Origin of the sequence: Ectorhizobium quercum (assembly GCF_026552795.1) — a bacterium.
In the GTDB taxonomy this organism is placed as follows: Bacteria; Pseudomonadota; Alphaproteobacteria; order Rhizobiales; family Rhizobiaceae; genus Ectorhizobium; species Ectorhizobium quercum.
Map to the genome: position 1 here is coordinate 840900 of NZ_JANFPI010000001.1, position 25179 is coordinate 866078.

The window sequence follows — 25179 nt, forward strand, 5'->3', positions numbered from 1 at the left end:
CGCCATGCCTATGAACCGGAGACGCAAGATGGGACGGTCGGAGAAAGCCATCTATAATTGTAATTTAAAGAAGTGCCCGATATGATTGTTGTCATGTGAGGAACGCTTTGCCGAGGGAACGGGATGTGCCGGAGCGGCACGCCGCCGGACGATATCGCCCGGCCCACGGCATCATGACGTGGCGATCCGGTTGCATTCGTCAGCCGCCGCGCCATCCCCGTCGTCCGGCGGGAAATGGGGCGGCCATGCGCCCGGATCAGGATCGTATATTAGGTGGAAAAGTTAAAAAAATGCCGCTTATCGCCCGGAATCCGCCGGTTTTGCGGGAAGGCCGGTCGCAAAAACCGTTCGACGGGGCCATGAGCGGGGCATCGCCGAAGCAGGGATACCGTTTTCCGTATAATTACAACTATTGATGGAAATTCTATCCGGCAACACCGCCGGGCGCATCGTTGGGCAGGGGAGGCCGCCGCTTCCGCGCGGCGCCTCCGGTTTCGTGCGAAAACGCCTATTCGGCGGCAAGCGTCGTCGGCGGCAGCGAGAAGCTTGCTTCGGCCTCGGCCAGATGCTGGCGAATCCGCGCCGACATGACGCGCACATTCGGATTGAGCACCATAGAGTCGTGATCGCCGGGAACCTCGAGGACGGTGAGGTTCGGGACGTAGGGAGACCAGCCGTTGTCGTAGCGCACGAGGTTGCGTCCCTCCTGCAACTGCCGCCCGCCGGTGATCCTGTAGAGCACCTTCATTTTCGGACGCAGCAGCAGGACATGTCCGCCGTAGGGCTTGACCTCGTAGCGGTCCAGCGCGCGCAGGAAGGCCGCATGGATGCGCTCGTTGTGGAAATCGACCGCCTTCGGCTGTGCCTGGAGCGATTTCGATTCCTGGTAATGCGCCCACTCGCGCCGGTTCTTGAGCCACTTGGCGATGAAGGCCCCGCGGTCGCGCCTCACATCCTGGGCCTTCATCAAGAGGCGGTCCACGACCGTCAGGTGGTTGGGGCCTGGCAAGGGGGTGTCGAGCATCACCACCAGAGCCACCTCCTCGCCGGCCGCTTCGAGCTGAAGCGCCATTTCGTAGGCGACCAGGCCGCCGCCGGAAAAGCCGCCGAGGAAATAGGGTCCGTGCGGCTGGACGGCGCGAATTTCGGCAAGGTAATCCCGCGCCATCTCCGGGAACGTCTCATGCGGCTCCTGCCCGCCGTAAAGGCCGCGCGCTTGCAGGCAATAGACGGGCCGGTCGCTGCCGAGTTGCAGGGACAGGTGGCGCAGGTTCAGCACGTTGCCGAACATGCCCGCGCACAGGAAGAGGGGCGTGGCGTGGCCGCCCTGTCCCTCGTTCATCGGCACGAGGTGCGTCGGCACGGCCGTGGCGCCTGCCTGCCCGTGCTGCGCATCGGTTTCCGGCGCCGGTGCGCTTTCCGCCGAGATGAGTTCGGCGCATTGGGCAATCGTCGGCGCCCTGAACAGCACCGATATCGGCAGGTCGACCGAAAAGGTCTGGTGGATCATGCGGAACAGGCGCACGGCGATCAGCGAATGCCCGCCGATGTCGAAGAAGCTGTCGTGAACGCCGATGCGCTCGACACCCAGAAGCTCCGTCCAGTATCCCGCGAGCGTGCGCTCTATGTCGGTGCGCGGCGCGACGTAGTCGCTGTCGAGATCCGGGCGCTCGAACACCTGCGATTGCGCGGCCGTATCCTTCTCCACGCGGTTCGCCCGTTCGCGCAGCCGGTCGAGCGGCATGGTGGAAACGATCGGCTGCGGCTGGCCGGTCGCCAGCGCGCGCGACAGGGCCTCGAAGCCTTCCGACGGCAGGATGCCCTGCCGGACCTGCGCCGCCAGCTCGGCAGCGGCCGGCGATGCGGCGGCGTCCGCCCGCCGGCCCACCCGCCCGGTCTGTGCGGCCGGGCTCGCGAAACTGACATTGTCCGCCAGCCGCTTGATCGTGAAACGCTCCACCTCCAGAACGACGGTGCCGTCCGGCCGTGCGATCGTGACGTCGAAGGCCGCATAGCCGTCGTCCGCATTGCCGATTTCGGACAGCCGGACGTGGCTGAGAACCTCCGAAGGCAGCGTGTCATGGACGCGGATGCTGCCATAGGACACCGGCGCCCACAGCACGCCGGAGCGGTCGTATCCCGCGATCAGCTCCATCGCGTAGCCGGTCGCAATATCGAGAAGACCCGGATGCAGGCGCGTTCCCGCCTCGATGTCGGCGGCAAAGGCAGCCGGAAGGGCGAGTCTTGCCAGAGCGTCGCCGTTTCCGAGCGATACGGCGCGAAGCACGGACCAGCGCGGCCCGAATTTGATGTGGTTCTCCTGTGCTGACGGCAAGGCGCGGTCGGCCTCGGCGCGGCGGGTGCTTGTCCAGCGGTCGTCGTCCAGCGTGACCCGCAGCCTGCCCGGAACCGTCTCTTGCAGCCGGTGGACCGATGCTTCCGCATGGATGTGGAACGTATCGGCGTCGCCCCCTTCCGAGCCCGCCGCGACATAGGCGCGGAGGCCGCCGTCCTGCTGCTCGAGGCGGACGCGGACCGGTTTTTCCGTTCCGTCGGCGATGTCGAGCGTGCTGAGGAAAATGAGGTCCCGGATTTCGAATCCGCCGTCGATGCCGTATTCCGCCATCGCCTGGGCGATGAGTTCGATATAGCCGGTGCCCGGCAGGATGGGCAGGCCCGAGACGAGGCGGTGCTCGCTCCACATCCAGTGGCGCTCGGGGCTGGCGGTGAACTGAAGCCATTGTGTGCGGCCGGCATCCTCCACCCATTGCTCGAAAAGCGGCCCGTGCGCCGGGGCTGGCTGATGGCCGTTCGCGGCGGCGGTGCTGCCGCCGCCTGCCGCCCGCGCGGCAATCCCCACCTCGTTCCAGATGCCCCAGTGAACCGCCACGGTGCGCCGGCCCGCAATGCCGGCGCGGCTTTCCGCATAGGCGTTCAGATAGGCATTGGCGGCAACGTAGTCGACCTGTCCCGCCGGACCCGTGTCGGTGCTGGTCGAGGAAAACAGCACGAAAAGATCGAGCGGTTCCTTTTCCAGCAGACGGTCGAGCACGGCGGTCCCGTACACTTTCGGCGACAGGACATTCTCGGTTTCGGCGAAGGACTTCAACTGGATCAGATTGTCATCGACGATGCCGGCGGTGTGGAGGACCCCGTGAAGGGCGCCGAACTTCGCCTTTGCGGTTTCGATGGCCCTGGCCATCTGCTCGGGGTCCCGCACATCGGCGGTGATGTAGAGGACCTCCGCGTCCAGCGCCTCGAGTTCGCCGATGGCGGCGATGGCGCGGCAGACCGGGTGGTTGCCGGCATGCAGGCGGCGGAAGGCCGTCCACTCGGATCGTTCGGGCAGCCGTGTCCGGCCGAGAAGAACGAGCCGTGCCGCAAACCGCCCCGCCAGTTCCCGCGCCATGACGAGGGACAGGTCGCCGAGGCCGCCGGTCAGCAGATAGACGCCCTTCTGCCGGAACTGCTGTGCCGCATCGGCGGGCCGGAGCGGCAGCCGCTCGTAATGGCGGATCCAGCGGCGGCCTTTCCTGTAGGCCACCACTTCGCTGGCGGGCGTCGCGAACAGATCGTCCCAGAGCTGGTCGAGCCCGTATCCGGCCGTTGCGGCCTCCGGCGCCTTCGCCACGGTCCGCAGAAGGTTTTGCAGGGTGGAGCCGTTGCGGGCCTCCGGCTCCGCCGGGCGGTCGATGTCGATCAGGCGGATGGTGGTGTTCTCCAGTTCCTTCGCGATCACCAGCCCCGGCCCCAGCGCGGTCGCCTTGCCGGGATGCGGCAGCGCCTCGTCGCCGACCCGCTGCATGCCGTTGGTCACGACATCGATATGGCAATCCTTCAGCGAGGCGTCGCCCATCGCCTGGGCCAGATGGAACAGGCTGTAGAAGCCATGCTCCTGCAAGCGGTCGAAGAAGCTCGATCCCGGCCGGTGCGTCTCGTCACCGGTCACGAGCCAGAGATGGACGATATGGGACGGGAAGGGGCCGTCCTCGATCAGGCCGCTGACCAGCGCATCGTATCCGACCCGCCCGTCTTCCGGGCAGAGGACATAGGCGTTCTGCCCGATCTTGCCGAAGGCGTCGCCGACGGAAACCGTGGTCACGCTGTGGCCGAGCGCGGTCAGCCGGGCCGTCAGCTTTGCGCCGAGGCCCGTGTCGTCCATGAAGACCAGCCAGGAGCGCGGCTCGATTCCGGCATCGATGGGCGCATCGCTAAGAGCCTGCTTCCAGGTCGGACGATAGCCCCAGTCGGCCATGTCGGCCTGCCTCGCCAGCGGGGCATCGGTTGCCTCAGGCGACCGGGCGGCATCCTTCACCCGCTCGATGAAATAGCGCTGGTGAAGGAAGGGATAGGCCGGCAGGCTGGCGCGGCGCGGTGCATGGTCCCGCCATGACCGTTCGACGTCGACATCAAGGCCGGTGGCCCATGCCCGCCCGACGGCGGAGAGGAAATGGATGCGGTCGTCCGTGTCGTCGTCGGGATGCGGCAGCGTGTTGATGACCTCGTTGGCCTGGATGCCCGGCTGGAGCTTGGCGAGCGAGGAAAGCGTGCGCCCGGGCCCGGCCTCGATATAGATGCGCCCCGGTGTCTGCGAGAGCTTTGCCATGCCCTCCGCGAAAAGGACGGTCGAGCGCAGGTGCCGCACCCAGTAGAGCGGATCGCAGGCATCGGAATGGGTGAGCCAGTCGCCCGTCAGGTTGGACATGATCGGGATCGACGGCGCCTCGAGGCGTATGCCGCGCAGGAAGGCTTCGAATTTCGGCAAGATGCCGTCGAGCATGCGCGAATGCGCGGCGATGTCGATGGCGACGCGCGTCGCATCGATGCCCTTTTCGGCCAGCGCCGCCCGGAAGGCGTCGATGTCCTCGTCGCGGCCGGACACCACGCAGAGTTCCGGCGCATTCACCGAGGCGAGGTCGAGTTCCGGCGGCAACAGGGCCGACAGCCGGTCGGGGGACAGGGGAACGCTGAGCATGCCCCCCGGCGCGATGGTGTCGAACAGCTCGCCGCGCAGGCGCACGAGGTTCACGGCGTCGCGATAGGTCATCACGCCGGCGATGCAGGCCGCGGCGTTCTCGCCCATCGAATGGCCGATCAGGGCGGCGGGCCGGACGCCCCGGTCCATCCACAGGCGGGCGATGGCCACCTCGACGATCAGGATGGCCGGAAGCTGAAGGGAGGGGCGCAGGAACCTGTCCGCCGCCTCGCCGTCCGCGCCGAACCAGACGTCGCGGATGTCGGCCGCGACGGCCGCCGCGAGATAGGAAAGCCCCTCGTCGACCGATGCGCGAAAGGCGCCGTCCTGCGCGTAGAGGACGGCCGCCATGCCCGCATGCTGCGCGCCGCCGCCGGGCATCAGGAAAACCGAGCCCGCCGGCGCATCGAGGGCCGTGTGGCTGAACAGGCGTTTCGGCTCCGCGCCGGACAGCACGGCGATGGCGTCCCGGCGGCCGCGCACGGCGAGGACGCGGCGATGCTCGAAATGCTGGCGCCCGGCGTGCAGCGTATAGGCCGTGTCCGCCATCGAAAGCGCCGGTCGGCTGGCGATAGCTTCGCCCAGGCGCTCGGCCATCCGGTCGAGCGCCTTGCGGTGTCGGGCGCTCAGAAGCAGGATCTGCGGTTCGTCGTCGAACGCGCCGTTCGAATGCTCCTCGACCGGCGCCTGTTCCAGGATGACATGCGCATTGGTGCCGCCGACGCCCAGCGAATTGACGGCGGCGCGGCGCGGGCCGTCGACATCCGGCCACGGCATCAGCGCGTCGTTGACGGTGAACGGGCTGCTGTCGAAATCGATCGAGGAGTTCGGTTTCTCGAAGCCCAGAACGGGCGGTATCTCGCCGTTCTTCAGCGCCAGCGTCGCCTTGATCAGGCTGACGACCCCGGCGGCCGTGTCGAGATGGCCGATATTCGCCTTGACGGAGCCGACATGGCAGAAGCCGGTCCGGCTGGTCGTCTGCCGGAAGGCCTGCGTGAGCGCCTCGATCTCGATCGGGTCGCCCAGCGCCGTGCCGGTGCCGTGACATTCGACATACTGGATGGTGTCCGCGTCGATCCCGGCGAGCCCCTGCGCCTCGATGATCGCTTCGGCCTGGCCGGTGACGCTCGGCGCCAGATAGCCCGCCTTGGTCGCACCGTCGTTGTTGACGGCCGTGGCCTTGATCACGGCGTGGATGATGTCGCCGTCGGCGATCGCGTCGGAAAGGCGGCGAAGCACGACGACGCCGGCGCCGCTGCCGAACACGGTTCCGGCCGCGCGGTGGTCGAAGGGCCGGCAGCGCCCGTCGGGAGACAGGATCTCGCCTTCGTGGAAGATGTAGCCGCGCCGGTGCGGCAGCTCGATGGTCACGCCGCCCGCCAGCACCATGTCGGTTTCGCCGTTGAGCAGGCTCTGGCAGCCGTAATGCACGGCCACCAGCGATGTGGAGCAGGCCGTCTGCACGTTGACGCTCGGCCCGCGCAGGTTGAAGGCGAAGGAGGCGCGGGTGGCGAGAAAATCCTTGTCATTGCCGGTATGGCGCAGCAGGAACATGCCCGTCTGCTCGACGAGCTGCCGGTTGCTGCAAACGTTGAAATAGAAGTAGCTGCCCATGCCGCATCCCGCGAACACGCCGACCGGGCCGGGGATCGTGTTCGGCGTGCGGCCCGCATCCTCCATCGCCTCCCAGGCGCATTCAAGGAACTGCCGGTGCTGCGGGTCCATGATCGCCGCTTCCTTGGGGCTGAGCCCGAAGAAATCGGCATCGAACATTTCCATGTCCGGCATGTCGGCGGTGCGGCGGACATAATTCGGATTGAGGATGCGCGACTGGCTTTCGCCGGCTGCGATCAGCTCCTCCTCCGAAAGGGTGCGGATCGATTCCGTGCCCGAGCGCAGGTTCTGCCAGAACGCGTCCACCGTTCTCGCACCCGGCACCCTCAGCGCCATGCCTACGATTGCGATATCATTCGGCGAAGCATCGATTTGCGTTTGCATCATTTCAGTTCTTCGTTAAATCCCGCGCCTTGACAATTCTAGTATCAAAATTGATATTCAGGCATCAATAAATTTTTTATGCAGTTAACTTGACTTAAAGGTGAAAAATAATTCCGAATTATTGCATTGACACAAACATGTGAGAGCAATGAAACTGCCGTTATCGTTCGAAAAATATTCTTTCAAGGAGCGAAGCGGGAGGCGTTTGAGAACAAAACCTGCATTCGTGCCGATATGATGGGCAGGAAACATCTGCGCAGCCCATAACGGAAGCGCCCCGTTTTTGAAGGAACATATTCCCGCTATTCGAAATTCGTCCGTTAATAGTGAATTTTGTTTGGGCGACGGGAACGGGCGATAGAATTCGCGATGGTTTTCGAGGGGCCTCGTTCTCGGGGAGACGTCTTTGCCGGTCATGCAGTCCGTTTCTTTCTGGTGCCTTTTCGCCCTGAATATCGGGCTTTCGGCCATCACCTTCCTGTATGCCGCCGAGCTGTTCGCCGCACTGGTCCCCGGCCGCCGCCGTTCCGACGCCGTGAAGCAGGCGCGGCCGCATGCCGCCGTGCTGGTTCCCGCCCATGACGAGGAGGCCGTTCTTGCCGGCTCGCTCGCGGCGATCCGCGCCGCACTCGCGGACGGGGACAGGCTGGTCGTCATTGCCGACAACTGTACCGACCAGACCGCCCGGATCGCCGCCGCCGCGGGAGCGGAGGTTGTGGAGCGCAACGACCCCGTCCACAGGGGCAAGGGCTATGCCCTGGATGCCGGCATGCAATATCTGGCGTCGGCGCCGCCGTCCGTCGTCGTTCTCATCGATGCGGATTGTTTTCCAGCGCCGGATGCGGTGGAGCGGCTGGTGGAGACGGCGGTCCAGACCGGCAGGCCGGTGCAGTCGCTTTACCTGATGACGGCGCCCGCCGATGCGGCAATCCCCGTAAAGGTCGCCGAATTCACCTTCATGCTCAAGAACAAGGTGCGCCAGCGCGGCCTTCACCGGCTCGGCCTGCCGTGCCACCTCACAGGCAGCGGCATGGCTTTCCCGTGGCAGACGCTGAACGGCCTGCACCTCGCCCACGGGCATCTCGTCGAGGACATGAAGATGGGGCTGGAACTGGCGGTTGCCGGATCGGGGCCGGTCTTCTGCGAGGAGGCCGTGGTCCTCAGCCCGTTTCCGCAGACCGCGACGGGCTTGCAGTCGCAGCGCCGCCGCTGGATCGGCGGGCATCTGACGCTGATCGCCGGCGCTCTCGTCAGCGTGCCGCGGGCACTCGCCCGGGGCAATATCGCCGGCGCGTTCGCCGCGCTCGCCACGGCGATACCGCCGCTCACCGTGCTGGCGGCGCTTCTCGTCGCGTCCCTGCTGGTGACGACGGTCGCGACATGGGGTCTGCAACCGGACCTGTTGCCGTGGGGCCTGTCCGTCCTGAACATCACTCTCTTCCTCGTCGCGACCCTGTCGGCCTGGCTAGCCTTCGGCCGCGCCATCCTGCCGGCGGAGGATCTCGGCCGCGCGGTCGTTCTGGTCGCCTCGCGCATGCTGAAGGCCCCGTTCGCGTTCTTCGCAGCGCGTCGCGACGGCTGGATCAGGACCGACCGCAGAGGGTCCGGCGACTGATCTTCCCCTCTATTTGTATTCGATGAGCGTCTGGCGGCGGTTGCACAGCCTGTTCAGGTAATAGGCGCAAACGCCCTGCATTTCCGCGAACTTGCCGATCACCATGAAGAAGGAATGCCGCCAGTTGTCCGGGCGGGGCAGGTCGCTGCGGACGGCAAGCCGCGCGATTTGCAGCGGATAGGCCGCCAGCAGGGCGAGGAAGGCCGGGTGGATGGCGAGACTGCCCGAAACGGCCAGCAGTGGCAGCAGACCGCCCCACAGGACGGCGCGCCGCACGTTTTGCGACCAGATCCGTTTGGGCGATGTCCTGTGCCGCGCGGCGACCTCCGCATAGGCATGCCCGGCCCGGACGGACCGCCGCCACCATTGGAAAAAATGGGTGAGAGCGGCATCGTGCAGGGTCATTTCCGCATCGATGCGCCAGATGGACCAACCCGCCTCGCGCAGCCGCAGGCACATTTCGGGTTCCTCGCCCGCGATGAGGTCGGGGGCATAGCCGCCGACCGCGCGAAAGGCGCTGCTGCGCACGAGGCAATCGCCGCCGCAGGCGATGGCCTCGCCGACCGGCGTGTCCCATTCCCGGTCGCAGATCGCGTTGTAGATGGAGGCATCCGGGAAACGTTCCCGCCGTCGCCCGCAGACGATGGCCGCGTCGTCCCGGTTCAGAAGGAAAGCCCGGGCCTTCTCGATCCAGCCGGCGGCGATCCGGCAGTCCCCGTCGACGAACTGGACGAAGTCGAGCGCGGGTGCGGTCCGCATCAGTTCGGCAAACCCGGCGTTGCGGGCACGCGCGGCGGTGAAGGGCGTGCCGGCGTCGAGCAGCACCACCGTCAGCCCCATCCTGCGCGCCGCCTCGACGCTGCCGTCGGTGGAACCGGAATCGACATAGACGGAGCGGGACGCCAGCGGACCGAGCGATGCCATGCAGGCGGTGAGGCGGGCGCCCTCGTTGCGGCCGATCAGCACGACCCCGACATCCTCGACTGCGCTGTGCATCGGTGTCCTCCTGCGGGTTTCGCCCGTCAAAATCCGGGGATTGCGTCGAAGGGCGTGCCGAAACCCGTTTCCAGGCGCACGAACAGGAACAGGGCGAGGAACGCCACCAGGGCGGCATTGACCAGAACGTCCTGCCTGACGAAGGATATCTGCTCGCGCCATTGCCCATAGACGACGGGAAGATAGCGAAACAATTCGCACGCCGATATCGCCATGATCGCACCCGGCAGCCCCATCCACGCCGATGCAACCGGCGTGAGCGCGACGAGGCCGGCAAGCTTCAGGCTGTTTCCGATCACCGCATAGACGGGCTTGCCGAGCCCGAGCAGCATGTAGTCGTTGACGGTGCAGACGATGGAGAACCAGATTCCGACGAGCAGCATCGCCAGCATCCAGCCGGCCTCGTGATAGCGGGAATCATAGATGATCTCGGTTGCGATATCGGCGACCGAAATACCGAACGCCATGCAGAAGGCCGCGCCGAGCAGAAGCTTCAGGCGCAGCGAGCCGACATGCCGGCGCAGGGCAGCACGCGTTTCCCCGGCATGGGCGGCGATCAGCGGAAACACGAGCTGATAGCTGATGCGGCCGATCAGGGCGGAGGGAAGGTCGGCGATGGTGCGGGCGATCGCATAAACCCCGACGACGGCGAGCGGCAGCGACTGGGCGAGGAAAAGCTTGTCGAAATTCATGCACAGGAAGGACAGGATCGACGACAGGAAAATCCACTTCCCGAACGACAGCACCTCCTCAACATGCGCCCTGTTCCATTCGAACCAGTTGCGGGCCCGCGGCAGCGCGTAGCTCAATGTGGCGCGAAAGGCGGCGCCGAGCAGATTGGCCGCGATGATCGACCACACGGTCGGGTTGATCAGGGCGAGGCCGACCACGAGCACGGCGGAAACGGCGTCGACCGCCAGGTCGAACAGGTTCATCCGCATGAGCTGCATCTGCCGTTGCAGGTAATAGATCGAGGTCGACGCCGCTCCCAGGATGACCAGCGTCAGGCCGCTCAACTGGATGGCCGAGGCGGGGATCTGGTAGATCTGGCTGAGGGGATAGGCGGCCATCGTCAGCAGGCCGAAGAGAACGAGGCCACGGACGAACTGAAGCGTCCAGGCCGTGTTCTGGAACGACTTCTTGTCGCCGTCCTTGCTGCGCACGACGTTCTGGGCGATGCCGACATCCGTCAAAAGTTCGATGCCGAACTTCAGCGTGGTGATGATCATCAGCACGCCGAACACCTCGGGAACCACGATCCGCGACAGGATGATGTTGGATACGAAGCGTATCCCGACGGTCAGGACATAGGTTCCGATCGTCCACATCGCTCCCGTGACGACACGTCTCTGCGAAATGGCCATCAGCGATTCCCGCCGCCTGCGAACAGCCGGGCGAGATCGCCCGCCAGCCTGCGAATGTCGTGCATGGCCATGACCCTTGCGCGGCCCGCCCGTCCCATCCGGTCGATGTCGGCGGGCGTGGCTTCCAGCGCCGAGCGCATGGCCGCGACGAGTTGCGCGTGGTCGCCGGGCTGGACGAGCCAGCCGCAGGTCGCATCGACGAGTTCCGGTATGCCGGCGATCGTCGTCGTGATGACGGGCCGGCACAGGGCCAGCGATTCCATCAGCACGATCGGCAGCCCCTCGGCGTAGCTCGGCAGCAGGAGCGCGCGGCCGTCGCGGATCAGCCGGCGCACCTCCTCGTTTGAGGCCCAGCCATGCAGGAGGACTTGCCTTTCGACGCCGTGGCGGCGGATTTCCGCCTCGACGTCGGCCCGGCTTTCTCCGTCGCCGACGAGAATGACGCGAAGCTGGGGAAAGTCGCCCCGCAAGGCCGCCACGGCCGCGGGGATATGAACCTGCCCCTTCTGCGGGCACAGGCGCCCCACGCAGACCAGCGTGAGGTTGCCGGGCTGGATGGGAGGCGGCGGCACGAAGTCCTCCAGGCGCAGGCCGCACCGCACCACCTCGATTTTCCGGCGGCTGTCCTCGTCCCCGCCGATGCCGCTCAGGACGCGCTTGCAATAGTCCGAAATGGCGACCACGAAGGACGAATGCCGGATTTTCAGGGCGTAGCTGCGGGATTCGGCGTCGACGAATTCATCCGGCCCGTGGGCGGTGAAGCTGTAACGCGGGCCGCCCATGAGACGGGCGAGCATCACCACCGCCGCTGTATTGGTGCCGTAATGCGCATGGACGTGGGCGATGCCGGCGCGGCGCGTCTTCCGGCGCAGGCTGGCGGCCTGCATCGCATAGGCGGCATGACGGATCGGCTCGCCACCCGCGTTGCGGACGAGCGTGATCCAGGCGGGCAGCATCCGCATGACACCGGCCGGATTGAGCAGGATTTCGCGCAGGGTGGACAGCATCAGGTCCGCAACGTTTCCTTCCAGCAGATAGACGGTTTTGTCGCTTTCGGCGATGTCGCGCGGGTCCACCAGTTCTCCCGCGAAGCGCCGGACCGCGAAGCGCGATACCGTCTCGCCTTCGGCTTCGAGGGCTTCGATTTCCCGGCGGATGAAGGTGCCGCTTGGTACAGGATACGTATTCAGGAAATAACCAATCTTCATCCTGCACTTCCATCAAGGAATTCCGGCGCGGGCTACGATATTCCTTCGCCTCGCAGCGTAGTTTACAATAATTACGGGGAACGGTATATGTATTAACGCGCGTTCGGGGTAAGTTTCATTCGGGAAAACTGAAAACATGGTTAGTGACGGAAATTTTTTCTAATTATGCTTAATCGTATAAGGTCCATGTAAAATATAGACGGATTTGTGAATGGTGTAGTCAAGTTCGATTTCTGTCCGGAAATTTAAACATTGCATTTTGTATGTGTTATATGTTGATCTATTGCGAGATACATTTCAGCTTAATTCGATCCGGGTGTTCCGCCTGCATGTTTGACGGCGGGGAGATTTATAGGGAATTTTGACTGGAAAGTCGAATGTCGATCGGCTTGGCTGACACGGGTGGCGCGTAATCGTAGCGGGGTGGTGTTTATATGTTCGATTGCCTTCTCATCGGCGATGAATCGCTGCTGGTACAATGCTGTACGCTGCTGCGCGACCGCGGCCACCGGATCAACGGTGTGGTCTCGGCCAGCCCGTCCGTCAGGGACTGGGCGCGCCAGCACGACATTCCGGCGCTGGAATGGGGCGACGATCTCGCACGCTCCCTCCAATCGGTCGATTACGACTGGTTGTTCAGCATCGCCAACCTTCGCATGATCCCGCAGGCGGTCTGGCAGAAGGCCAGAAGCGGCGCCGTCAACTTTCATGATGGCCCCCTGCCACGTTTCGCCGGCCTGAATGCGCCCGCCTGGGCGCTCATCGCGGGCGAGACGTCATTCGGCGTGACCTGGCATGAAATCACCACCGGCGCCGACGAGGGCCGCATTTACGCGCAGGCCCGCTTCGACATCAGCCCCGACGATATCAGCCTGACCCTGAACACCAAATGCCTTGCTGCCGGCGCGGAGACCTTTGCGACTTTGGTCGCCGATATCGAGAACGGGACGCTGACGGGGCGCCCGCAGGACTTTTCGCAGCGCAGCTATTTCGCGAAGAACCGCCGCCCGGATGCGGCGGGAACCCTGCTGTTCGACAGGACGGCGGAGGAACTGTCGCGCCTGTACCGCGCCCTGAACTTCGGCCCCGGCTATGCCAACCGGCTGGTGCATCCGAAGGTGCGCCACGCCGGCCGCGTCTTCCTTCTCACCAAGTTCGAAATCTCCGGGCCGGGGGCGGGCGGGGTGCCGGCCGGCAGCGTTCGCGCGGCCGGCACGGATGGCGTCGTGGTCGCCACGGCGCAGGGCGACGTCGTCATCGATGGTGTCTGCCGCGATGGCGGGCGCGAAATCCGCCTCTCCGCCAGCGTTCGGCCGGGCGAGACCCTGCCCCTGCTGCCGGACGCGGAGATCGAGGCGCTGAACGGCGCCGTCGCCGAGGTGGTGCGCAACGAGGACAGGGCGGTCGCGCGGTTGCGGGCCCTGGAAGACGTCCAGTTGTTCGATGTGGCCGAGACACCGCAGCGGGATGGCGATCTCGCCGGCATCGCGCTCGACCTTCCGGCGCGCCTGACGGCGGACGGCCGCATGGCGGCGATTGCCGCGTTCCTCGCCCGGTTCTCGGGTCAGGACCGGCTCGACGTCGCCTATTCGGGCGATGCGGTCCTGCGCCATGCCGGCCGCTTCCCCGGCTATTTCGCCAGAAGCGTGCCGCTGCGCATCGAACTGCCTTCGGCCGGTTCTGTCAGCGCTTTTACCGCCGACGTGGCGGGCCGGCTCGAGGTCCTGCGCGGCGAGGGAACCTATCTGGACGACCTGACCTGGCGCGAGCCGGAGCTGAAAGACGTCCGGCTGACCGTCGGCATCGTCGAGACCGGTAATACCGCCGACGCGGCCGGCATTGCCGGATGCGCGCTGACCTTCGTGGTTGGCGCCGCCGGCGGCGCCGACCGGCTGATCTACGATCGCGCCCGGCTCTCCGATGCGGTCGCGTCGCGATATGCCCGGCAGGTCGAATGGCTCGCCTCGGCCTTCGCCACGCAGGAGGGCCTCGTCGCCGACCTGCCGCTGATGTCGCCCGAAGAGACCGACAGGGTGCTTTACGCGTGGAACGACACGGCGCGGGAATATGACGGCTCGGCCTGCGTCCACACGCTCATCGCGCGTCAGGCCGCACGCACGCCCGAGGCCGTGGCGCTGGCATGGCGCAACGAGGAGATCACCTACCGCGAACTCGACGAGCGCGCCAACAGGATCGCCCATGCGCTGGTCGGCATGGGGATCGGACCCGACACGATGGTCGGCCTCAACCTGCCGCGCTGCATCGATCTCGTTGTCGGCGCCCTGGCCATCCAGAAAGCGGGCGGCGCCTATGTGCCGCTCGATCCGCATTTCCCGGCCGACCGCCTCACCTACATGGTGGAGGACAGCGGCATTCCCGTCATCCTTTCCAGCCGCACCCTTGCCGGTGCGCTCACCGCGCCCGGCGTCAGGACCGTGTTCGTGGAGGACATTCTCGCCGGGTCGCAGCCGGCGCAGCCGCCTGCCGTCGAGGTCGGGCCGCATCATCTGGCCTATGTGATCTATACGTCCGGCTCGACGGGCCGCCCGAAGGGCGTGATGGTCGAGCACCGCAACGTCGTCAACTTCTTCGCCGGAATGGACGAGCGGATCGCGTATGACAGGGCCAGCCAGCCCGTCTGGCTCGCCGTGACCAGCCTGTCCTTCGATATTTCGGTTCTCGAACTGTTCTGGACGCTGGCGCGGGGCTTCAAGGTCGTCATTTATTCCGCCAGCGCAAAGGAGCACAAGGCCGTGCCGGTAGCTGTGCGGCGTGCGAACGGTAGCGGCGCGGCGATGGATTTCGGCCTGTTCTACTGGGGCAACGACGACGGGGCAGGGCCGGCCAAATATCGCCTGCTGCTCGAAAGCGCGAAATTTGCCGATGCCAACGGTTTTCAGTCGATCTGGACGCCGGAGCGGCATTTCCACGCCTTCGGCGGGCCCTATCCTAACCCGTCCGTCACCGGGGCCGCCATCGCGGCGCTCACGACAAACCTGTCGATCCGGGCCGGCAGTTGCGTCCTGCCGCTGCATCACCCGGTTCGCGTGGCCGAGGAATGGGCGGTTCTGGACAATCTCAGCAACGGCCGCGTCGCCGTGGCGTTCGCCTCCGGCTGGATGCCCGAGGATTTCGTCCTGCGGCCTGAAAACGCGCCGCCGAACAACAAGGCCGCGCTTCTGCGCGATATCGAAACCGTGCGGAAACTGTGGCGCGGCGAGCGCGTCGAATTCGATTTCGGCAACGGCACCGCCGGCATCGTGACGCAGCCCCGGCCCGTGCAGGCCGAACTGCCCGTCTGGCTGACCACGGCCGGCAATCCCGAGACCTATCGCGAGGCGGCGCGGATCGGCGCCCACATCCTGACCCACCTGCTCGGCCAGTCGATAGAGGAACTGGCGGACAAGCTGCGCATCTATCGCGAGACGCTGGTGGAATGCGGCCGCAATCCGGACGACTACAAGGTCACGCTGATGCTGCACACGCTGCTGGGCGAGGACCGCGAGGAGGTGCGCGACGCCGCGCGCGGGCCGATGAAGGATTACCTGCGCAGCGCCGCGGCGCTCATCAAGCAATATGCCTGGGCCTTTCCGGCCTTCAAGAAGCCGCAGGGCGCGTCGAGCGCAATGGATATCGACCTGCAATCGCTCGACCCGGACGAGATGGACGCCATCCTCGAATTCGCCTTCCTGCGCTATTTCGAGGACAGCGGCCTGTTCGGCACCGTCGAGGATGCGCTGCGGCGGATCGATCAGGTGGCCGCCATCGGCGTCAGCGAAATCGCCTGCCTCATCGATTTCGGGGTTCCCGCCGGCCTCGTTCTCGAAAGGCTCACGCCTCTCGCCCAGGCGGTTTCCCTGGCGCGGGCGCCGGCTGCTATGACCGATGCGGTCTCCGACAACAGCTTCGAGGAGGATGTTCGCCGCCACAATGTGACGCATCTTCAATGCACGCCGTCGATGGCGCGCATGTTCCTGATGAGCGAGACCGACCGTTCGGCCTTCGCCCGGATCCGCCACCTGTTCATCGGCGGCGAAGCGCTTCAGGCGTCGCTTCTCGCCGATATCCGCACGCTGACGCAGGCGAGCGTCGAGAACATGTACGGCCCGACCGAGACGACGATCTGGTCGTCGACGATGACCGCGGACATGTCGGAAAGCGTCGTTCCGCTCGGCCGGCCCATCGCCAATACGCAGCTTTACGTGCTGGACGCGGCCGGAAAGCCGGCGGCGCCCGGCCAGCCCGGCGAGCTTTACATCGGCGGCGACGGGGTGACACGCGGATACCTCCACCGCGAGGAACTGACGCGCGAACGCTTCCTGCCCAATCCCTTCGCTCCCGGCCGCATCTACCGCACCGGCGACCTCGGTTGCCGCACGGATGACGGAACCCTGCGCTTCCTCGGACGAACCGACTATCAGGTCAAGGTGCGCGGATACCGTATCGAGCTTGGCGAGATCGAGGCGCGCATCGCCACGTTCCCCGGCATTGCCGAGGCGGTGGTGATCGCCCGCGAGGACCGGGCAGACGATGTCCGCATCGTCGCCTATGTCCGGCTGAGCGGCGAGCCGGTCTCCGAGGATGCGCTGCGGCGGCATCTCGGCGAAACCCTGCCGGATTACATGATTCCGGCCCATGTCGTCACGCTCGACGCCTTCCCGCTGACGCCGAACGCGAAGGTCGACCGCAAGGCGCTGCCCAAGCCGGCGACGGCGACGGCGACCGCGCCGGCTGCGGCGCAGGCCTTCGTCAGCCCGGAAAGCACGCTCCAGAAGGATATCGCCGAGGCGTACAGGCGGACGCTGGGGCTGGAGCGTGTCGGTGTGAACGACAATTTCTTCGCCATCGGCGGTCATTCCCTTCTGGCCGTCCAGCTTCACCGCGACCTCAAGGCCGGCCTCGCGCCGGAATTGACGATCACCGACATCTTCCGCTTTCCGACGGTCGGGACGCTGGCCGGCCACCTCGCCAACCGCGAGAAGGAGGACGACCGGCTGAGTCAGGTGGCCGACCGGGCGGCCATGCGGCGCGCGGCGCTCGGGGACAGGCGGGCGGCCTTGACGCGCGCGCGGACCTGAGCGGCATGGAGGCGTTGCGGGCTCTTTTTGCCGAAGGCGTCGGGACGGCGTGCTGCGATCCGCGCGCCGCGGTCGCCCGTCCGTATCGCGAGGAGGAACGCTTCGTGGAGCGCGCCGTCGACAGCCGCAGGCGCGAGTTTCACGCCGGACGCGCCTGCGCGCGGATGGCTATGAGTGCCCTCGGGCTGGAAGGCGTCGCCATTCCCGCCGCGCCCGACCGTGCGCCCGTCTGGCCCGAGGGCGTCGTCGGCAGCATCAGCCATTGCGCCACGCTCTGCGTTGCGGCGGTGGCACTGGTCCGCGACGGCTATGGATCGATCGGCCTCGACGTGGAGCCGGCCGAACCTCTGCCGGCGGATCTGGTCGAAACGATCTGCACGCCGGAAGAGGAGGCATGGCTCGGCCGCCAGCCGCCGGAGCGCCGGATGCTGCTGGCCCGGGCGATCTTCAGCGCGAAGGAATCGCTCTACAAATGCCAGTATCCACTGACGGGCGTCCTCCTGGATTTTCAGGATATCGACATCGCTCTCCATGCGTCTTCCTATCATGCGCGGTTCCGCAGGGATGCCGCCGGCATCGCTCGCGGCACGATCCTCGAAGGCCGCCTGACCATCGAGGACGGTTACATTCTCACCGGCTTGACGATGACGGCTTCCCGGCATGCCGGGTTATTTCGCCGTCTTGAGACGGCCAACCTGACGGATTGAAGGCGGCGCCATGCTGGATGTGCAGGACACGAAAGGCCGGGAAACGCTGCCGCCTCGCGCCGATGCAAGCGTTCTGCTCGTCACGGCGGTCCGTCTGCGCCGCGGCCCGCGCGGTCTCCAGCTCGACGATCAGACCTGCGCCGGTCTCGTCCGCTATGCGGAGAATTTCCGGCAGGTGACATTCGCCGGCATCGTTCTCGATGCCGAGCGCGAGGAGGACACCTCCGTCGCCTGGGTCGACGTCGTGGATCTGCCCTGTTCCGGGCGCGTCGAATTCATGGAACTGCCGTTCGCCTACAGGATCACGGCATTCGCGCGGACCTACAGGCGGACGCGCGCGCTGCTCGGGCAGGCCATTCGCGACAGCGATCACCTCTGCTTCACGCTCGGTTATCTGTCCGGCGACTGGGGTGCGGTCGCCGCGCTGGAAGCGGATGCGCAGGGCCGCAAGTTCGCCGTCTGGTTCGATCGGGTCGAGCACGACGTCATTCTCAGGACGCTTCCGGACCACAGGTTCCGCCGGCGCATGAAGGAGCGCATGACGCTGCCGGTCATGAAGCGCTATCATCGCTATCTCATCGGCCGCAGTTCGCTCGGCCTGTTCCAGGGACGCGATACCTACAACGCCTATGCCGGCTTCTCCTCCAACCCCGTGTGCATGTATGACGTCCACACGCAGCGCGCCGACCGCATCGACGGGGAGAGGCTGGAGGCGAAGGTGGAGCGGCTTCTGTCCGGCGCGCCGCTTCGGATCGTCTATGTCGGACGGGCGGCGGCCATGAAGGGGCCGCAGGACTGGATCGACGCTCTGGCGGCCGCGGCCGGCGCCGGCGTCCCGCTCGAGGCGCGATGGCTGGGGGACGGTCCGCTCGTGGAGGCGATGCGCGGCCTGATCCGCGAGAAGGGCCTGTCCGGTCATATCCGTCTCGCCGGCCATGTCGCCGACCGGGAGGCGGTTTTGGACGCGATGCGCGACAGCGATCTGTTCGTGTTCTGCCACAAGACGCCGGAATCGCCGCGATGCCTGATCGAGGCGCTGGTCTGCGGCTGCCCCATCGTCGGCTACACCTCCCCTTATGCCGAGGATCTGGTTGCCGAACAGGGCGGCGGCGTCCTGACCCCGCTTCACGATGCCGGGGCGCTCGGCCGCCGGATCGCGGACCTCGCCACCAGCCGCCGCGATCTGGCGCAACTGGTTCGCGATGCGGCCGCGTCCGGCGCCCGCTTCGATGAGGAAACGCTCTACCGCCGCCGTGCGGACCTGCTCGTGGAGTTTGCCTGAATGATGTCGCGTGCCTTCGCACTCTCTGCCGCCGCCGTCCTTGCGGGATCGATCCTCTTCGCATTCGCCGCCGGGGCACCGCAAACCGGAAAGGATACCCCCGTGCATCTCTCGCTGCCGGACCCGGCCGGAATGGAAGCCCGGCGCCACATCTTCATCTCCGGCCACAGCCTGACAGACCGCCCCGTGCCGTACTTTCTCAGCGAGATCGCCGATGCTAGCGGCCTGCCGATCGTCTGGAACCGGCAGCATATCGGTGGATCGTCGATCAGGAGCCGGTCCTTCGGCGACGACGCGGCAAGGCCGTGGTCGGGATTTTCCGCCGGCACGGACCCTGAGGGCCGGCCGATCGACGTGCTGGCGGAGCTGCGTGCGCCCGAGGTGCCGGAGGCGGGGCCATACGACATCCTGCTGATCACCGAGCAGCACAGGCTGCTCGACACGCTTCTGTGGCAGGATACGGTGACGCATCTGGGCGCCTATCAGGACAGGTTCGTGGCGGCGAACCCGCAAGGGCAGACGTTTTTCTTCACCCCGTGGCTCGACGTATCGGACAAGAGCGACCTTGCCGACTGGATCGCCTATGAGCGGGCGGCATGGCCGGTCTGGCAATGCACGGTTGCCCGGGTGAACGACCGGATCGCGGCCGAGGGCCGGCCGGACCGCATCTTCATGATCCCCGTGTCCCTTGCGCTGGCGGACCTGATGGCGCATCTGCGCGACGACCCGGCTCTGCCCGGTTTCGCCTTCGCGGACGACAGGCAGGCGGCGGATGCGATCTTTTCGGACGACGTCCACTTGACGCCGGTCGGCAACTACTTCGTGGCGGCGCTCACCTTCCATGCGATCTACGGCAGGCTGCCCGGCCCGGGGGCGCCGTCCCCGATCCCCGCCGGACAGGCGGAAACGCTCCGGCAATTCGCCGCCGCCTTCATGGATCGATACCGCGAGACGACGCCGACCTTCGACAGCGCGGCCTGCGCCTCGGGCCCGGGCCTGCCGTTCATCCTGCATTATACGGGCTATGTGGAGCGAACCTACACGCGGGCGGAAAGGGGCTATCTGCGATCGAGGATCCAGCAGGTCCGCGATACGCTACGCTTTGCCTTCCGGCTGTGACGCCTCCCGGACCTATCCGTTTCGCGAGACCATCCGGCGCAGCTTGCCGGCGATCATGTCGCGGGTGGGGATGTTGCCCCTGAACGTTTCGGCAAGGGCGCCGAGGCCGGCGACATTCCACGGCCGGTAGCCCCTGTAGGCCGTCCTGTCGAGGATGCCGTAGAAGCCGTCGTACATGACGTTCTTCATATAGGGATCGTCCAGCTTCTTCGCATAGCGGGCATGCCACGGCTTTACGGTGCCGATCAGGTGGATGATCCTGCCCTCCAGCCGCTCGGGCCGTTCATACTGTGAGGTGTTCCAGTCGGGGTCGAGGAGCAGCGTTTTGTTTTCGAAGACGAGGTTGAGGGCATCCTGGTCCTGCGAATCCAGCCTGTCGAACGCGGCAATCGAGATGTCCACCAGCGCCTGCTCGATGTCATGCGCCCGCCAGGCGGTGAGATCGATGATCAGGAAGCCGCTGTTGAAGTAGGTGCGTTCGTCCTGAAGCCCCAGCCGCGCCCGCAACTCGGGCCAGCTCTTGCGGGTCCGCACGGACACGTCCGCGACGGCGGCGATCGGATGGCCGGCGAGATCCATTCGCGCGGCTTCGGCGAGATCCCGCATCACCAGAAGATCGGTGTCGAGATAGATGCAGCGCGTCACGTCGGCGGGGAGGAGGGCGATGAAGTAGCGGGCATAGGCCGATTTGCTCTTCAGGTACTTGGTCGAGCGGAACGGCGCGAGCTTTTCGGCCGGAACGTCGTAAAACGCGACGGTCCCGCACTTGCCGTGCGCCCACGACCGTTTGAGATCCGCGCGGTCCTTTTCCGAAAAGCCGGTTGCCAGCACATGGACGTTCACGATGTCCGACGACGATTCCAGTGCGGAGCGCACCGTGGTCGCAAGGCCGTAGAGTACGCCCCGGTCGGCGGAAAGAACGATATCGATGGTCATGGACGCCTCTGCCGCGGTTTTTCCCAGTATCGGCGCACCAAGCGCCATGAATAAAAGGTCATCGCTTCGAAGCGGCCCGGTTGTCGAAGACGATGTAGGATTTGGGCAGCCCCATGAACCGCTCGACGATCACCCTGGCCTCCGGAAACAGCCGCTCGAGCTCCTTGCGCGAGACGATATCGGTGCCGTCGATCATCTCCGTCCAGGCCGGCAGCTTGCGCCGCCAGCGCTCGACGATGAAGCGGCGCAGCGATGCGGGATAGAACCACCAGAACGGCATGCCGTTATGCGGCTCGATGGGGAAATACTTGCAGGGCGTCTGCACCCAGTAGCTCTTGCCGAGCCGCTGGACCTCGCGTGCGAAGGCCGCCCGGAAGCGCTCGTCGCCGACATGCTCGATGACGCTGTTGCTGAATACGATGTCGAAGCTCTGGTCTTCGTAGCCCGTCACATTGCAGGCATCGCCCTCGACGTAACGGATGGTGTGGTGGGAATGCGGGGCAGCCTGCGCGATCCCCGGAAGATTGAGAATGGTGATATCCAGGCTGGGATCGACCGGTTCCCAGATCATCGGCTGTCCGCCAAGGTCCAGAACAGTGACGCTGCGGTCGATATTCATGATCGAACAGAATTGTTCCATGCGCTTGCGTCGCGTGCGGGCCGAAAACGGCATCAGTAACTTGTAGAACAGATTGATACGCAAATACCGAAAGTCTACCAAGCTTCTGTCTCCCCAACGCAAATCGACTTGGCCGGGATGTTGCCCAAGGCAATAACAAAATGCAAATATTATATAAGTTGAACGGGAATTTTTTTAACTGGAGAAGGTGAAGTAAACCAGAAAGAAAGATTGGAAGCCGTGTATTGACAAAACTTTTCCTTTGTCACTCTCGGGCTCGACCTGAGGGCCCACGCCGCAAGCGGCGCGGTGGATGGTCGGGGGTCGAGCCCGACCATGACGAAGGAGAGCGAGGCGCCGTTTGTCAGCAGTTTGACGCGTCATGAAACGCCGATAGACAGTCAAACCGGACATGCGGAACGCGGGCATAGCTTGTCGCTGCGTCGAACGCTTTTACCCGGCGTGACACGTTCGGTTCAAAGAAGGCGGTCGGCGTCGACGGCTGGCCGGGCGCGTCGCTGCCTGCGGCCGGGGCCGGATGCCGGCTCCCCACTGGTCTTCGCCTCGGGAGCCAGTGCGCGGTCCTGGTCTTCGGCTTCCGGCGGCAATATGGTTTCCGGCGTCTGGGGCTGCGGGTCGGGCTTCGTTACGAAACGGATCATGGGCATGTTCCCTGTTGTGGTCGGTCGTGGAATCGCTCCGGCAGGCACCGGAGCGCAGGCGTGCCGGAGAAGGCCGGTTTCAGGCGGAGAGGGCGGCGGCACAGCCTTGTCCGCCGAGCCTGTCGGCGGTCGTCTGCCCGGGCATCGTCGCCCAGCCGCCGGTCTCCACGAACTGGCGCCTCCTGTAATTATCGGGCAGGGCCTTGAATTCCGTGAGGCGGGCCGCCGCGTCCGGCGCCGCGTTGAACCGTTCGACACAGATGGCGGTCGCCAGTTCGCCGCGCGCGACATCGCCGGCAGTGGTCGCTGCCGCGCGGGACGTGCCGCCCGTCACCCAGCCGCCCCAGTTGAACCCGATGACGATCGTGGCGACGACCGCCCCGATACATGCCCAGATCAACGCGCCCTTCGAAGGCTGATAGTTTTCCCAGCGCTGGGACAGGGATGGTTTCGTCGTGCTTTGCATGGCCATGAAATCAATCCTTTCTGATCGATATTCGGTTTGCGCCCGCTGTCGCGGGACGATTGAGGTGCGCATGCTTATGCCCGCCCCGCGCCGCTATCGGCCGCCGGAGCGGGTTTTCCTGCCGGAATGCCGGCGGTCGTTTCGCCGTCCTGCGGCTTTTGGCTGATGGGGTGGGGGTGACGATCCTGTTCCCGGGTCTGGCGCCGCCATCCACAGGCCGGAGGACGGCGCGGTCGGCGACTGGATGGGATGTCATCGGGATCTTTCTGCGGCCTGCGAATAGGGCGTCCGCAATTCATTCATAACACCTTTGCTATTTCGAGGACAGGATTTTCAAATTTAAAATCCGGTTTATGTGAAATTATTGAAATAAATAAATTGATTTCCGGATTATTATATACGTTATGACGCGATATTTATTTTTGGATAAGAGTGATTTTCATTCGGATGTTGTATTTTTTATATGAATTTAGAAATAAAAATTTCTTCACGCCTTGTTCGAAACTCATTTGGGGCGCATACATGATGCTCGTTGAGCCTGAAGAACATGGTTTCGCGGCTCCGGTTCTTGGTGGACCGCGCGCTGCGGCCCGCCATCCGATACCGAATTCTCGACAGCGAATGCACCGTGCCGGTCCGGCGCGGTCGAACTTGTGGAGACCGAGACATGGCCAGCCGCGCCACGCAGACCGTCGCCCGTTTTTCGTTCCCGTTCCGCCTGCCTGGCCTCACCGTGGCGCAACCGGCCGGACAATACCGCGTCGAGCAGGACGAGGCATTGATCGAGGCCGTCTCCCGCCATGCCTGCCGGCGTCTGGGCGCTGTCATCCACCTGCCGGCAATCGGCCGGCAAGCCTCCGCCTGGCAGATGGTGCCGGTCGATCCGGCCGATCTTCAGGCCGCACTCGAAAAGGATCAAGAACACGCGATGACCGCTATCCATTTCCGGCAATCCTATACCCGCCCTGTCCGACGCGCCGCGGCAACGCATCTTTTCGCGGTGGGGCAGCGCGTCCGGATGAAGGCCGGCTTCATCAAGTCCGCCATCCGCTCTCCCGATGTCTACCGCATCACCTGCGTGCTGCCGCCGCAGGGCACGTCTTTCCAGTATCGCATCCGCAACGACGAGGAGCGTCATGAGCGGGTGACGACGGAAGACAATCTCGAGCCGGTGGACCGGAACTGAAGGGAATGGCGCGCTCTTAGAGGGAAGAGAGGGTCGGTGAAGGTCGAGATCGAGTTCTACCGCACCCGAAACAGGGACGATGCGCACGCCGTCGTCGGCCGTGAGGTCGCGGAAGCCGCCGATCTCGCTGACGCGATCGAAATCGCCCGGCGGCTGGCGCAGACCCTCGGCATGCCGCAGCGGCCGGATGCCATGACCATAAGGGACGGGCAGGGGAACGAACTCTATTCAGGCGACCCCGGCGCCATTGAGACATTTTGACGAAAGGTCATCACCATGAATATCCTGAGAACGGAAATCGACAGTCCCCGACGGGCGTTTGCGCTCGGTGTCTGGGAAAACGAAGGCGGAGCATTGCCATCCGCAACGATGGATCATCAATACGGTCGCCGCGTCGAAGGGGACCGGTCCTGGACGATCTATCACGTCTTCACCGGCGTGCCGGCACGCATCGACGGCGAGGCGATGACCGGCCTCAGCCGGGCGGATGCCACCTGCGGCATGCTGTCCCTCAACCTCCGCAGTCTCGCTCGCCGGAAGGAGCGTGTCGCCACCCGGCCGGCCGTCGTGCGGGCTCCCACGGACGCGGGGTGCCAGTCATGACGCTGGCCTTTCCCAATCCGAGCCGCAGCTTCGACGAAACACGCAACGCCGTGCGCTTCATCGGCCATGACGGCATGTTCGAGGTGCGGTTCTTCATCGAGGCGGGCGCTTTGGCAAAATCGGATGTTGCCGCACGCCGGGCCGGGTCGCTGGAGGCGAAGTGCCTTTCGGCCTTCGATGCCCTGCGAACGTCGATCCACGATATCGCGCGCAAGGCCTATGCCCAGGGCCGCCGCCCGTCCTACACTCTGACCGCCGCCGATTTCCATTAGGGGGCATTCGATCTTTTCACGGAAACGCTGAAAGGCTTTGATTATTTGTTTTTGCGCAATTCCGAACGGAAAACCGCCTCATACTTTTCCTGA

16 protein-coding genes and 4 pseudogenes are annotated in these 25179 nt (G+C 65.2%); 12 read left to right on the forward strand and 8 right to left on the reverse strand.

Going from position 1 to position 25179, the window contains the following annotated elements:
• Positions 1-508: 508 nt before the first annotated feature.
• On the reverse strand, positions 509-6976 hold the full coding sequence (locus tag NOF55_RS03780; protein ID WP_306409965.1) for a type I polyketide synthase: 6468 nt from the start codon (positions 6974-6976) through the stop codon (positions 509-511).
• A 412-nt stretch (positions 6977-7388) separates the two neighbouring features.
• On the opposite strand from NOF55_RS03780, the gene NOF55_RS03785 reads away from it, so the two are divergent.
• Positions 7389-8588 carry a glycosyltransferase family 2 protein gene (locus NOF55_RS03785; RefSeq protein ID WP_306409966.1) on the forward strand — a complete coding sequence of 400 codons (1200 nt, stop codon included), beginning with the start codon at positions 7389-7391 and terminating at the stop codon, positions 8586-8588.
• A 9-nt stretch (positions 8589-8597) separates the two neighbouring features.
• Here the strand turns inward: NOF55_RS03785 and NOF55_RS03790 are convergent, their stop codons facing one another.
• Genes NOF55_RS03790 through NOF55_RS03800 form a run of 3 tightly spaced genes read right to left on the reverse strand, consistent with a single transcriptional unit; the run spans position 8598 to position 12156 of the window.
• Entirely contained in the window at positions 8598-9584 is a 987-nt protein-coding gene (locus NOF55_RS03790; RefSeq protein ID WP_306409967.1) for a glycosyltransferase family 2 protein, read from the reverse strand.
• Between the two features lie 26 nt (positions 9585-9610).
• The gene (locus NOF55_RS03795) at positions 9611-10948 is read right to left on the reverse strand and encodes an oligosaccharide flippase family protein (protein WP_306409968.1); all 1338 of its coding nucleotides are present in this window, start codon (positions 10946-10948) and stop codon (positions 9611-9613) included.
• Positions 10948-12156: a glycosyltransferase gene (locus tag NOF55_RS03800; RefSeq protein ID WP_306409969.1), complete on the reverse strand. Its 1209-nt coding sequence runs from the start codon at positions 12154-12156 to the stop codon at positions 10948-10950. Before NOF55_RS03800 ends, NOF55_RS03795 begins: the two co-directional genes overlap by 1 nt.
• Before the next feature lie 434 nt (positions 12157-12590).
• Here NOF55_RS03800 and NOF55_RS23480 point away from each other — a divergent pair.
• The 7 genes and pseudogenes from NOF55_RS23480 to NOF55_RS03820 form a co-directional block, all read left to right on the forward strand.
• A pseudogene (locus tag NOF55_RS23480) lies at positions 12591-13061 on the forward strand (formyltransferase family protein); the annotation flags it as partial.
• Between the two features lie 321 nt (positions 13062-13382).
• Positions 13383-14840: pseudogene (locus NOF55_RS23485) on the forward strand (AMP-binding protein); the annotation flags it as partial.
• Positions 14841-14969: 129 nt separating this feature from the next.
• Positions 14970-16433 (forward strand): annotated as a pseudogene (locus tag NOF55_RS23490) (LLM class flavin-dependent oxidoreductase); the annotation flags it as partial.
• A 150-nt stretch (positions 16434-16583) separates the two neighbouring features.
• Positions 16584-17234: an AMP-binding enzyme gene (locus NOF55_RS23495; RefSeq protein WP_442342027.1), complete on the forward strand. Its 651-nt coding sequence runs from the start codon at positions 16584-16586 to the stop codon at positions 17232-17234.
• Positions 17235-17239: 5 nt separating this feature from the next.
• Positions 17240-17941 carry a 4'-phosphopantetheinyl transferase family protein gene (locus NOF55_RS03810; protein WP_306409971.1) on the forward strand — a complete coding sequence of 234 codons (702 nt, stop codon included), beginning with the start codon at positions 17240-17242 and terminating at the stop codon, positions 17939-17941.
• Between the two features lie 10 nt (positions 17942-17951).
• Positions 17952-19223 carry a glycosyltransferase gene (locus NOF55_RS03815; RefSeq protein ID WP_306409972.1) on the forward strand — a complete coding sequence of 424 codons (1272 nt, stop codon included), beginning with the start codon at positions 17952-17954 and terminating at the stop codon, positions 19221-19223.
• Positions 19224-20342: a hypothetical protein gene (locus tag NOF55_RS03820; RefSeq protein ID WP_306409973.1), complete on the forward strand. Its 1119-nt coding sequence runs from the start codon at positions 19224-19226 to the stop codon at positions 20340-20342.
• Positions 20343-20354: 12 nt separating this feature from the next.
• On the opposite strand, the gene NOF55_RS03825 is transcribed toward NOF55_RS03820, so the two are convergent.
• The 4 genes from NOF55_RS03825 to NOF55_RS03840 form a co-directional block, all read right to left on the reverse strand.
• The gene (locus NOF55_RS03825) at positions 20355-21278 is read right to left on the reverse strand and encodes a glycosyltransferase family 8 protein (RefSeq protein ID WP_306409974.1); all 924 of its coding nucleotides are present in this window, start codon (positions 21276-21278) and stop codon (positions 20355-20357) included.
• Positions 21279-21336: 58 nt separating this feature from the next.
• Complete coding sequence (locus NOF55_RS03830; RefSeq protein WP_306409975.1) at positions 21337-21918, reverse strand: class I SAM-dependent methyltransferase; 582 nt, start codon at positions 21916-21918, stop codon at positions 21337-21339.
• A gap of 455 nt (positions 21919-22373) precedes the next feature.
• The gene (locus NOF55_RS03835) at positions 22374-22559 is read right to left on the reverse strand and encodes a hypothetical protein (RefSeq protein WP_306409976.1); all 186 of its coding nucleotides are present in this window, start codon (positions 22557-22559) and stop codon (positions 22374-22376) included.
• Positions 22560-22638: 79 nt separating this feature from the next.
• Positions 22639-23031 carry a hypothetical protein gene (locus NOF55_RS03840; RefSeq protein WP_306409977.1) on the reverse strand — a complete coding sequence of 131 codons (393 nt, stop codon included), beginning with the start codon at positions 23029-23031 and terminating at the stop codon, positions 22639-22641.
• Positions 23032-23692: 661 nt separating this feature from the next.
• On the opposite strand from NOF55_RS03840, the pseudogene NOF55_RS03845 reads away from it, so the two are divergent.
• The 4 genes and pseudogenes from NOF55_RS03845 to NOF55_RS03865 all read left to right on the forward strand — a co-directional run.
• Positions 23693-23947, forward strand: a pseudogene (locus NOF55_RS03845) (hypothetical protein); the annotation flags it as partial.
• Positions 23948-24247: 300 nt separating this feature from the next.
• On the forward strand, positions 24248-24472 hold the full coding sequence (locus NOF55_RS03855) for a hypothetical protein (RefSeq protein ID WP_306409979.1): 225 nt from the start codon (positions 24248-24250) through the stop codon (positions 24470-24472).
• 15 nt (positions 24473-24487) lie between these two features.
• On the forward strand, positions 24488-24814 hold the full coding sequence (locus tag NOF55_RS03860; protein WP_306409980.1) for a hypothetical protein: 327 nt from the start codon (positions 24488-24490) through the stop codon (positions 24812-24814).
• Entirely contained in the window at positions 24811-25086 is a 276-nt protein-coding gene (locus NOF55_RS03865; protein ID WP_306409981.1) for a DUF1488 family protein, read from the forward strand. Before NOF55_RS03860 ends, NOF55_RS03865 begins: the two co-directional genes overlap by 4 nt.
• Positions 25087-25179: the final 93 nt, after the last annotated feature.